Genomic DNA, 11,191 nt, shown 5'->3' with positions numbered 1-11,191 from the left:
TGCTTCAACACCCGCCACCTTGGCACATCGATGCCGTCGGGGGGCGTCCACCCCATCGCTTACATTTCCTCCGCCCCGCGGGCGATCGCCGCCGCGCCGGTCCGGGAAACCTCGACAAGGCCGATTGCCGTCATCAGGTTGATGAAACGCTCGACATCATCCGCCGGGCCGGCCAGTTCGAAGATGAAGGAATTGAGCGTCGCGTCGACCGTCTTGGCACCGAAGGCGGTGGCGAGGCGCAAGGCCTCCATCCGGTGTTCACCGCGATGCTCGCCATATTGCGCCACCTTGACGAGGGCCAGTTCCCGCTCGATCGAGGCCTTGGCGGAGAGGTTGACCACCTTGTGCACCGGCACGAGACGGTCAAGCTGCGCCTCGATCTGGTTCAGCACCGAGGGCGTTCCCGAGGTGACGATGGTGATCCGGGAGAGATGCTTCTCGTGCTCGGTCTCCGAGACCGTCAGGCTCTCGATATTGTAGCCCCGGCCGGAGAACATCCCGGCGATCCGCGCCAGCACACCCGGCTCGTTATCGACCAGCACGCAGAAGGTCCGGCGCTCGGTCACGGGCTTTTCGGTCTGGTCGGCATAATGCGATTTCATCTCGTCGTTCCTCGTCACGCAGCAGCAGCGGCCGGGGATGCAAGGACCCAGCGCTGGAAAAGGGCAAGATCGATATTGCCGCCACACAGGATGATGCCGGTCTTGCCGGTCAGTCGGTCGCGTTCCTGCAGGGCAGCCGCCAGCGGCGCCGCTCCGGCGCCCTCGGCAAGATTATGGGTATCGGTCCAGTAGGTCCGGATCGCGGCGGCAATCTCGTCATCGGTCACCTGTACGATGCGCGCTGCCCCCTTGGCGACGATCTCGAGCGATTCCGGATCGGGCACGCGGGTCGCCATGCCGTCGGCATGGGTGACGGCGCTCTCGGTCGAGACCAGTTTGCCCGCCGCGAAGGACAGGGCATAGGCCGGCGCCCCGACGGATTGCACACCGATGATCTCGGTCTTCAGGCCGAGCAGGTCGCGCACAAGGATGCACCCGCAAATCCCCGAACCCTGCCCGATCGGCACATAGATCCGCGCGAGATCGGGATGGGCGCTGAGCAACTCGAGCGCATAGGTCGCCACGCCCATGACGAGGTCGCGATGGAAGGACGGTACCATTTCAAGTCCGCGCGTCGCGGCGAGGCGCATCGCCTCCTCGCGCGCGGCCTGGAAATCCTCGCCATGCTCGATCAGTTCAGCGCCGAAGGCCTGCATCGCGGCATTCTTCTCGGTGGAATTGCCGCGCGGCACAAGGATCGTCACCCCGACGCCATGCTGCCGGCCGGCAAAGGCGAGGCTCTGGCCGTGATTGCCGCGCGTCGCCGAGATGATGCCCGCCACGCCCGGCCGCTCGCGCTTCAGCCGGTCGAGATAGACCAGCCCGCCCCGGACCTTGAATGCGCCGGTCGGCGTGTGGTTCTCATGCTTGACGACCAGCTCTGCACCGAGCCGGGCCGCAAGAAGCGGCCAGGCCAGTTGCGGCGTGGGCCGCATGGCCGCCTGCACCACGCGATGCGCGGCTTCGAGTTCGGTGAGGCTGAACATCGTCACACCAGCTGCTTGCCCTTGGCGTCGATGACATCGCCGACCTTGCCGGTGAAGTCCGGCAGGATCATCTCGTTATGCGCCTTGCCCGAGGGAATCATCGGGAAGCAATTCTCTTCCTTGGCGACGAGGCAATCGAAGATCACCGGGCCAGGATAATCGATCATCTCCTGGATCGCGGCATCGAGCTGCGCCGGGTCAGCACAGCGGATGCCCTTGGCGTGATAGGCCTCGGCCAGCTTCACGAAATCCGGCAAGGCGCTCGAATAGCTCTCGGAATAGCGGCCGCCATGCAGCAATTCCTGCCATTGCCGGACCATGCCCATATACTCGTTGTTGAGGATGAAGATCTTGACCGGCAGGCGATACTGCGCCGCCGTCGACATTTCCTGCATGTTCATCAGGATCGAAGCCTCGCCGGCAATGTCGATCACCAGCGCGTCCGGATGGGCCATCTGCACGCCGATCGCCGCCGGCAGGCCATAGCCCATCGTGCCGAGCCCGCCCGACGTCATCCAGCGGTTCGGTTCGTCGAAATGGAAATGCTGGGCCGCCCACATCTGATGCTGCCCCACCTCGGTCGTCACATAGGTCGAGCGGTCCTTGGTGAGCGCATAGAGCCGCTCGATCGCATATTGCGGCTTGATGATGCTGTCGGAATTCTCGTAGCCGAGCGAATTGCGCGCCCGCCACTTGTTGATCTCGCCCCACCAGCTCTTCAGCGCCTCGGGATCAGCCTGGTACTTCTTCTCGCGCCAGATGCGGATCATCTCCGCCAGCACGCGGGTGCAATCGCCGACAATGCCGATATCGGCCTTGACGTTCTTGTTGATCGAGGACGGATCGATATCGACATGGATCTTCTTCGATCCCGGCGAGAAGGCGTCGAGCCGCCCTGTGATCCGGTCATCGAAGCGCGCGCCGAGATTGATCATCACGTCGCAGCCATGCATGGCGAGATTGGCCTCGTAGGTGCCGTGCATCCCCAGCATGCCGAGCCATTGCGGGTTGTTGGCCGGGAAGGCCCCGAGGCCCATCAGGGTCGACGTCACCGGGAATCCGGTGATCTGCGCGAATTCCCGCAGCAGGCGGCTCGCTTCCGGGCCGGAATTGATGATGCCGCCGCCGGTATAGAAGACCGGCTTCTTCGCCTTGGCCATCAAGGCGAGCGCGGCCTCGATCCGGGCGATGTCGCCATCCATCTTCGGCCGGTAGGATTTGTGGATGATGTCGCCCGGCGGCGTGTAGGCGCCGCGCGCGAACTGGATGTCCTTCGGCACGTCGATCACCACCGGGCCGGGGCGGCCCGAACGGGCGACATAGAAGGCCTCATGGATGATGCGCGGCAGGTCCTCGATCCGCTTCACGAGGTAATTATGCTTGGTGCAATGGCGGGTAATGCCCACCGTGTCGCATTCCTGGAACGCATCCGAGCCGATGAGATGCGTCGGCACCTGGCCGGTGAAGCACACGATCGGGATCGAATCCATCAGCGCATCGGTCAGGCCGGTCACCGCGTTGGTGGCACCGGGGCCGGAGGTCACGAGCACCACGCCCACCTTGCCGGAAGAACGCGCATAGCCCTCGGCTGAGTGCACGGCGCCCTGCTCATGACGGACGAGGATGTGCTGGACCGAATTCTGCTGGAACAACGCATCGTAGATCGGAAGGACCGCACCGCCCGGATAACCGAAAATGTGGTTCACATCGTGGTCATGCAGCGCACGCACCACCATTTCGGCGCCGGTCATCATCTCACTCATGGTCGTCTCCCGTGATCGGTCGGCTCGTGGGCTTCCTGGTTCGGCAGGGCGAAGGATCGGGCAACAAAAAAGGCCCTCAGGGGGCCTTTGGATGCGCGCCGATAAGGAGTTCTGGCTCAGGCCAGCCCCATCCTCGGCGCACTGCGTACAATAAGAAGCGACATCGAACCCTCGTCGGCAATTCGGACGGCACGCTACACACCGCCGGAAACAGCGTCAATCCTCAATTTGTCCAAGCCTCAAGCCCGTGCATTCCCTGCCGCGCCGAGCCGTCCTCCCCGCGCCTCCTTGATCCTGTAGCCGGCTTTCAGAACAGCGGAAAAGCAGCTCGTTTCGATCAAGTACGGTTTAAACTGATTATGCGGCACATACGATTTCTCAAGCATTGTGCCCCATCCTTCTGTGAGTTTTGTCATAGTTCCGGTGGAACCCCGATTGAGTAACGAACTGTTCACCGCCGACCTCGAGGTCCGGTTGCGGAGTGCAGAAGCCAACCTGCTTCTGCGGCGCTTCCGTGCGGCGCGGAAAGCATCGGGAACCGCGACCATCGCCATGCTCGATCGCGATGTAATGAAGCAATACGGGCAGAACCTTGTTGTCATCGAACCGGCCGAGGACGGAGAACTCGCGTTCCTCTATGCGGGTGCCCTGGTGCCGGATGATGCCGGCGCACCTCTCGGGGCGAAAACCACCGCAACGATCAGCCGGGACGCAGGAGAACTGTATCGCCTCGGCGGCCGCGAGGCCAGCCTCGCAGGGGATGCGATCTGCGTGAACCACCAATCCGGTCCGCAGGCCAAGGTGCACCGCTGGGAATGCCTCTTCCTCCCCATCACCGATGCGGAGGGGCGCCCGATCCTCGTCGTCCTGTGCATTCCCCGCGAATACAAGCACGAATTTTTCCGGGCGGTCCTCGATGCGATGCCGCATGGCGCCTTCGTGGCCGAACCCGTCCGGGATTCGCACAATGAGATCGTCGACGCGAGGATCATTGCCGCGAATGCGCGCGGGATCGAGATCTGTGGACACGAGGATCTCGATGCGCTGCAGGGCCTCTCGATCACGACGGCGCTGGGCAATGGCGCACCGCTCGGCCCCTGGGACCGGCACCTCGCCGTCCTGCGCAGCGGCAAGGGCCAGAGCTTCGATCACCATCACCGGAGCGACACCGGCTCGCACTGGTACCAGATGCACGCCGCGCCGATGCGCGACGGCCTGCTCGTGAGCATGGTCGACATCACCGAGATGAAGCAGGGCTTCCTCGAACTCGAGCACCAGCGCAAGATGCTGATGGACGAGATGGAACAGCGGCGCGGCCTCGAGCAGGAACTCTGGGCCCTCGCGCATCTCGATCCGCTGACATCCCTGCCGAACCGAAGGGCTTTCCGCGACGCGGCGATGCTCAAACTGGCGGAAGCGCAGACGGCCCACCGGCCCTGTGCGTTGGTCACGATCGACATCGATCATTTCAAGCGCATCAACGATGCGTTCGGCCATGCCGCGGGCGACACGGTTCTCCGGCGTGTCGCGGATATCCTCAAGGCGCCGTTGCGCCCGAACACCGACATCGCGGCTCGCATGGGCGGCGAGGAATTCACGATCCTGCTGCCGGATACCGATTCGGAAGCCGCCATTGCCTTCGCGGAGAAACTTCGGCTGACCGTCGAGCAGAGCGTTGTCGTCACTGGCGAGCAGGAAATCCGCTGCACGATCAGCATCGGTATCGCGCTGAACCGCAAGACGTCGAATCTCGACGACCTGATCAACCGGGCGGACCGGGCGCTCTACACAGCCAAGCGCAGTGGCCGGAACAAGGTCGCGACCGAAATCGATGTCCAGGCCGGACCGAAGAGCGCCACCGCGGCCGCCTGACGCGGCGCGCAAGGCTTATACCGCCGCCATCGCCGCATCCGCATGCCCGAACCATTGCCAGCAAGGCGGGGCGAGGTAGCGCCGGGCGAAGATCACCTGCCGGCGGGCATAGGCCCGTGTATCGGCCTGCCCGCGCGTGATCGCCGTATCGAGATCGATATGCCCGGCGAGATGATCCGCCAGATGCGGCACGCCATGGGCCTTCATGATGCCGAGATTGCGCGGCAAGGCCGGCTGCCGCTCCACCAGCCGCCGGACCTCCTCAAGCGCGCCGGCTGCGATCATCCCCCGGAAGCGGGCATCGATCGCCGCATGGAGCGGCCCGCGCAGCGGATCGAGAAAGAGGCCGCGCCATTCTCCGGCGGCGAGAGCCGGCAAGCCGGGATTCTCCGCCAGCCATTGCGAATAGGGCTTTCCCGTCGCGGCATGCAATTCGATGGCCCGCAGCAGCCGTGGCCGGTCGGCGGGGTGCAATTGGCCAGCGCGGGCCGGATCACGAAGCGCAAGCTCGGCATGAAGGTCATGCCCGGCTTCCGCGCGGGCCCGCCACTGCGCCCGGATCTCCGGCGGAATGGCCGGCGTCGGCACCAGCCCCTCTACCAGCGCCCGGAAATAGAGGCCCGTCCCCCCCACAATGAAAAGGGGCGCGCCCCCCGCCCGCGCATCGGCCACCAGCGGGGTGATCGCCTCGAGATATCGCCCGACCGAAAATTCCTCGGCGGCCGGCACGAACCCGTAGAGGACATGGGGAACCCGCGCCGTCTCTTCCGCTGTCGGCCGTGCCGAGAGCACCGAGAGATCGGCATAGACCTGCATCGAATCGGCATTGACGACCACGCCGCCCTGCCGCTCGGCAAGGGCGACCGCCAGGGCCGATTTTCCGCTGGCCGTAGGGCCGGCAATCAAAGTGGCGAAGGACATCTTGCCATTTCCCGACGAGGTCGATACCGCCGGTTCCTATCCTCTTGCTGTTGAGAAGGCGAGCCCATGCCCCACTCCACGTCGCGCGCCCTGGTGGCCACCCTCGTGAGCGCCCCGGGTGAGCGCTGCCTCGACATGGCCGCCATTGCGCGGGCTCGTTCGGTACTCCCGGCTGCGGAAGTCGCCATCCTGTCGACCGGCCATGCCGCGGATTTCCATTTCACCACTGCGGAAGATCCCGCCCGCTGGACCAGCGCCCTGCGCGAGGCCATGGGCGCGCTGCCGGTCGATCTCGTTGTCCAGCCCGGCGCGGGCCGCCGCAAGCGCCTCTTCCTTGCCGACATGGATTCCACCATGATCGGCCAGGAATGCATCGATGAGCTCGCCGATGCAGCCGGGCTCAAGGCGCATGTCAGCGCGATCACCGAGCGGGCCATGCGCGGCGAAATCGCGTTCGAACCGGCCCTGCGCGAGCGCGTCGCCCTTCTGAAGGGCCTGCCCGTCACGATCGTCGAGACGCTGATCGCCGACCGGATCACCCTGACGCCGGGCGGGCGGGAACTCGTCGCCACGATGCGGCATCACGGCGCCTACACCGCCCTCGTCTCGGGCGGCTTCACCGTCTTCACCGGCCCGATCTCGCAGAAGATCGGCTTCCACATGCACCGCTCAAACACGTTGAACGTGGATAACGGACATTTCGCGGGGACCGTGGCGGAGCCGATCCTCGGGAAGGAGGCCAAGCGCCAGACCCTTGAGGAACTGCGCAGCCGTTTCTCCCTCTCGCCGGAGGCCTCCTTGGCCGTAGGCGACGGCGCGAATGACCTCGCCATGCTCGCCGAGGCCGGGCTGGGTGTCGCGTTCCGTGCCAAGCCGATCGTCGCCGAGGCTGCCCATGCCCGGATCGACCATGGCGATCTCTCGGCCCTGCTGTTCTTCCAGGGCTACCGCGAGGAAGACATCCTCCGCTGAGGCGTATCTTTCACCCAAGAAAAAGGGCACCCGGCTTGCGGCCGGATGCCCTCGTTTCCGCATGAAGACCGAGCCTCAGTTGATGGGCAGCGTCACGTAGCGCAGCGTTCCTTCCGGGCCGGTGGCCACGTAGAAGAGCGCGCGGCGCTGGCCCTGGGCCTTCAGCGTGTCAAGCCGCTTGCGGATATCCGCCGCGCTGCGGACCGCCTCACGCTGCACCTCGACGATCACATCGCCGACCGAGATGCGGCGTTCAGCCGCCACGGAATTCGGATCGACCCGGGTGACGACCACGCCATCCACGCCATCCTTGATGTTGTAGCGGCGGCGCAGATCGGCCGTGACCGGCGTCACATCCAGCCCGAGGACCGGGGCGCTGGACGTATTGTTCTGCGGTTCGCGCGTCTGGACAGAGGCCTTCTGCGGGGTTTCGTCAAGGCGCCCGAGCGTGACGCGCTTCGCGACTTCCTTGCCGCCGCGCCAGACCGTCACGTCGACTTCCTTGCCAATCGGCGTCTGCGCAACGATGCGCGGCAGGTCGTTCGAACGACGGATATCCTTGCCGTCGAAGCGGATAATGACGTCCTCGCGCTCGAGACCGGCAGATTTGGCCGGGCCCTTGTCGTCAACATTGATCACCATCGCACCGCGGGCACGGCCCAGCTTGAGGGCATCGGCGGTGTCGTCATCCACATCCTGGATGGCCACGCCAAGCCAGCCGCGGCGGGTCTCGCCGAATTCCTTCAGCTGGTCGATCACCGGCACGGCAATCGAGGCCGGCACCGAGAAGCCGATGCCGATCGAGCCGCCCGACGGCGAGATGATCGCCGTATTGATGCCGACGACATCTCCTTCGAGGTTGAACAGCGGACCGCCCGAATTGCCCTTGTTGATGGCCGCATCGGTCTGGATGAAGCTGTCATAGGGGCCGGAGCGGATGTTGCGCTGCTTGGCCGAGACAATCCCCGCAGAAACCGAGCCGCCGAAGCCGAACGGGTTGCCGATGGCAATGACCCATTCGCCGATGCGCAGCTTTTCGCTGTCACCGAACTTGACGAATTTCAGCGGCTTGTCGGACTTGACCTTCAGCACGGCGATATCGGTCTTGGCATCCTTGCCCACGACCTCAGCCTTGAGTTCGGTCCCGTCATTGAAGACGACGGTGATCTCGTTCGCCTCGGCAATGACGTGGTTGTTCGTCACGACCGTGCCGCCGGCATCGATCACGAAACCCGATCCGAGCGACGAGGCGCGCTGGTTCGGCTGCGGGCCCGGCGCACCGGGACCACCCGGCCCGCGCCGGTTGAAGAAATCGTTGAACAGGTCCTCGAAGGGCGAGCCCGGCGGCATCTGAGGCATCGGCACGGAACGCTGCGCCTGGCGCTGGTTCGCCTTGATATTGACCACCGCATCCATGACACGCTCGGCGGTATCGGCGATCGCTTCAGGACCGCGCGCCTGGACCGCGGCAACATTCGGCAGCAGGACGACCACGGCCAGAGCCGCCGCCCCCGCCGCGCGACGCAGGCGCGGCACCAAGCCGGCAACCGCCTGTCCTGCCAGATCCGTCGTGAACCCGGTTTTCGCCGGGATGGTTTCCATCGACATCATGACCCTCGTTCATCTCCATGCCATCGCCGCCCGCGACAGCTTATTTCAAAAGGTTCAATTGCGGCACAAACGCGACACAATCATCACTTTTTTCTGCGATCACAACAGGTTGAACGCCGGAAAACCCTTGCTGGCCCAGACAAGGAAAACCCCCAGTCCGGCCGCGGCAAAACCGAGAATGCGGAGAAGGCGCTCCGGCATCTCCGAGGCATCCCGAAGTGCCTTTCGCATCGCGCCCGGAAACGCCGCGAAACTCAGCCCCTCGATCGCGAACATAAGGGCCAACGCCGTGAGAAACTCACTCATCGTCTCACACCACGTGGCCCGGAGGCAATGCACCCCCGCTCAGGACCAGCTCCCATGCGTGCCTCGCTTCTGCTTGACCCCTGGGATCAACGGCAAGTTTCACGAAGAAGGCCGGCGCTGGAGGCGCCGGCCCGTTGGTTCACTTGTCCCGGCCTGCGCCGGCCGGGTTGTTCAGATACTTGAAGAACTCGCTCTCCGGCGTGATGACCAGCCGCGTATCACCCGATTTCAGGCCGGTTTCATAGGCCTGCATCGACCGGTAGAAAGCGAAGAACTCGGCGTCGCGATTGTAGGAATCCGCGAGCAGGCGGGTCCGTTCCGCTTCGCCCTTACCGAGGGCTTCGCGGGCAAGCCGGTCGGCCTCGGCCTTGGTCACCGTGACCGTACGGTCGGCCTGCGCGCGGATGCGGTCGGAGATTTCCGTCCCCTGCGCGCGCAACTCGGCCGCTTCGCGCTGCCGCTCGGTCTGCATCCGGCGGAAAACGGCCTGGCTGTTCTGTTCCGGCAGGTCGGCACGCCGGATACGGATGTCGACAATGGCCACGCCGAGCGCCTGGGCCTCGACATTCACCTGGTCGCGGATGCGGGTGATCAGCCCCTGCCGGTCATCTTTCACGACAAGCTGGAAGGTGGACTCACCGAGCACGCGGCGCAGGGCGGCGTCCATGAAGGTGCCAAGCTGCTGGTTGCCCCGGATCATCGATCCGCCGGTCGCCTGGAAGAAGCGGAGCGGGTTTTCGATCCGATAGCGCGCGAATGTATCGACGACAAGGCGCTTCTGGTCAGACGTGATGGCTTCGACCGAGGGCGTCTCGAGATCGAGAGTGCGCCGGTCCATCGAGATGACGTTCTGGATAAACGGCATCTTCACGTTGAGGCCCGGCGTGGTGATGACGCGCCGCGGCTGGCCGAACTGGGTGACGATCACCTGCTCGGTCTGGTCGACGACGAAGAGCGCCGACCCGCCGACCACAACCAGGCCGGCAAGAATGAAGGCGAGAACGGAGCGGATCATCAGCGCTTCTCCTGCCCGTTGGCGCTGCGGCGCATCAGGTCGTTGAGCGGCAGGAGCGGCACGACACCGTTCTGCTGCTTGCCCTGGTCGATGATGATCTTGTCCATGCCACCATAGATCCGTTCGATAGATTCGAGATAGAGGCGCTGCCGGGTGATTGCCGGCGCCTTCTGGTATTCGTCGAGGATCGAGATGAAGCGCGCGGCCTCGCCTCGGGCGTCCGCGATCATGCGCTCGCGCTCGGCCTCGGCCCGCTGGGTGATGCGCGAGGCTTCACCGCGTGCTTCCGGGATGACCTTGTTGGCATAGGTCTGCGCCTCGTTCTGCGCGCGTTCCTGGTCTGCACGGGCTGCCTGGACGTCGCGGAACGCATCGATGACCTCGGCGGGCGGGTCAACCTTCATCAGCTGGACCTGCTGCACGATAATGCCGGCGCCATAGGTATTCAGCGTCTTCTGCATCAGGTCCTGCACCGCGCGCTCGATTTCGAGGCGGGCGCCGGTGAGGATCGGCTGGATGTCGCGCCGGCCGACAATCTCACGCATCGCGCTTTCGGCGACGGCTTTCACCGTGGCTTCCGGGCTCTTGAGGTTGAAGACGAAATCCTGGGGTCGGCGCGCATCGACGAGCCAGAGAACCGAGAAATCGACGTCGACGATATTCTCGTCGCCGGTCAGCATCAGGCTTTCCTCGCGGATATCCCGGACGCCGCCGCGCGGGCCGGCACCACTGCGCAGGCCAATTTCAATCGTCTGCACGCCGATGGTCGGCTTGTCGATACGGCCGATCGGATAGGGCCAGTTCCAGTTCAGGCCCGGCGCGGTGATCGCGGCAAAGCGGCCGAAGACGCGCTCGATACCCATTTCGTTGGGCCGGACCGTGTAGAAACCGGTCAGCATCCAGCCGACAACGGCCAGCAGGCCGAGGAAGGCGATGCCGACGGCGCCGAGCTTGGAAAGCCCGCCGCCCTCGCCGCCCGGGCCACCGCCCGGCAGCACGCGCCGCAGCTTGTCCTGGCTCCGCCGGAGGATGTCTTCGAGGTCCGGTGGCTCACGTCCGCCGCCGCCCGAGGGGCCGGAGCCCCATGGGTTTGGGTTGCGGGGGCCCTGCCCCCTTGGCTGCCAGGGTCCGTTACTCATGAAG

The 11,191-nt window shown here is 64.9% G+C and carries 10 protein-coding genes; 2 read left to right on the top strand and 8 right to left on the bottom strand.

Translation table 11 applies throughout. The features are described 5' to 3' along the window. Positions 1–59 precede the first annotated feature (59 nt). The 3 genes from ilvN to P0652_RS06760 are packed head-to-tail and all read right to left on the bottom strand — an operon-like array spanning position 60 to position 3,351. Positions 60–602 carry an acetolactate synthase small subunit gene (ilvN, locus tag P0652_RS06770; protein WP_284178004.1) on the bottom strand — a complete coding sequence of 181 codons (543 nt, stop codon included), beginning with the start codon at positions 600–602 and terminating at the stop codon, positions 60–62. 14 nt (positions 603–616) lie between these two features. After that, positions 617–1,588, bottom strand: a complete 972-nt coding sequence (locus P0652_RS06765) for a threonine dehydratase (RefSeq protein ID WP_284178002.1) — start codon at positions 1,586–1,588, stop codon at positions 617–619. A 2-nt stretch (positions 1,589–1,590) separates the two neighbouring features. Then, on the bottom strand, positions 1,591–3,351 hold the full coding sequence (locus tag P0652_RS06760; protein ID WP_284178001.1) for an acetolactate synthase 3 large subunit: 1,761 nt from the start codon (positions 3,349–3,351) through the stop codon (positions 1,591–1,593). Positions 3,352–3,786: 435 nt separating this feature from the next. Here P0652_RS06760 and P0652_RS06755 point away from each other — a divergent pair, with 435 nt between their 5' ends. Further along, positions 3,787–5,223 carry a GGDEF domain-containing protein gene (locus P0652_RS06755; RefSeq protein ID WP_284178000.1) on the top strand — a complete coding sequence of 479 codons (1,437 nt, stop codon included), beginning with the start codon at positions 3,787–3,789 and terminating at the stop codon, positions 5,221–5,223. Between the two features lie 15 nt (positions 5,224–5,238). On the opposite strand, the gene miaA is transcribed toward P0652_RS06755, so the two are convergent. Beyond that, positions 5,239–6,144 (bottom strand): tRNA (adenosine(37)-N6)-dimethylallyltransferase MiaA, encoded by a 906-nt coding sequence (gene miaA / locus P0652_RS06750; protein WP_284177999.1) that lies wholly within the window; start codon positions 6,142–6,144, stop codon positions 5,239–5,241. Positions 6,145–6,210: 66 nt separating this feature from the next. Between miaA and serB the strand changes: the two genes are divergently transcribed. Beyond that, positions 6,211–7,116, top strand: a complete 906-nt coding sequence (gene serB / locus P0652_RS06745; RefSeq protein ID WP_284177998.1) for a phosphoserine phosphatase SerB — start codon at positions 6,211–6,213, stop codon at positions 7,114–7,116. 75 nt (positions 7,117–7,191) lie between these two features. Here serB and P0652_RS06740 read toward each other — a convergent pair whose 3' ends face one another. The 4 genes from P0652_RS06740 to hflK form a co-directional block, all read right to left on the bottom strand. Then, positions 7,192–8,727, bottom strand: a complete 1,536-nt coding sequence (locus tag P0652_RS06740) for a Do family serine endopeptidase (protein WP_284177997.1) — start codon at positions 8,725–8,727, stop codon at positions 7,192–7,194. Between the two features lie 99 nt (positions 8,728–8,826). Beyond that, positions 8,827–9,033, bottom strand: coding sequence for a DUF2065 domain-containing protein (locus P0652_RS06735; protein WP_284177996.1), 207 nt, complete (start codon positions 9,031–9,033; stop codon positions 8,827–8,829). 139 nt (positions 9,034–9,172) lie between these two features. Beyond that, positions 9,173–10,048: a protease modulator HflC gene (gene hflC / locus P0652_RS06730; RefSeq protein ID WP_284177995.1), complete on the bottom strand. Its 876-nt coding sequence runs from the start codon at positions 10,046–10,048 to the stop codon at positions 9,173–9,175. Continuing rightward, on the bottom strand, positions 10,048–11,187 hold the full coding sequence (gene hflK / locus P0652_RS06725; protein WP_284177994.1) for an FtsH protease activity modulator HflK: 1,140 nt from the start codon (positions 11,185–11,187) through the stop codon (positions 10,048–10,050). Before hflK ends, hflC begins: the two co-directional genes overlap by 1 nt. Positions 11,188–11,191: the final 4 nt, after the last annotated feature.

The organism is Rhabdaerophilum sp. SD176, from assembly GCF_030143245.1.
In the GTDB taxonomy this organism is placed as follows: domain Bacteria; phylum Pseudomonadota; class Alphaproteobacteria; order Rhizobiales; family Beijerinckiaceae; genus Rhabdaerophilum.
This window is presented reverse-complemented; position numbering and strand designations above follow the sequence as displayed.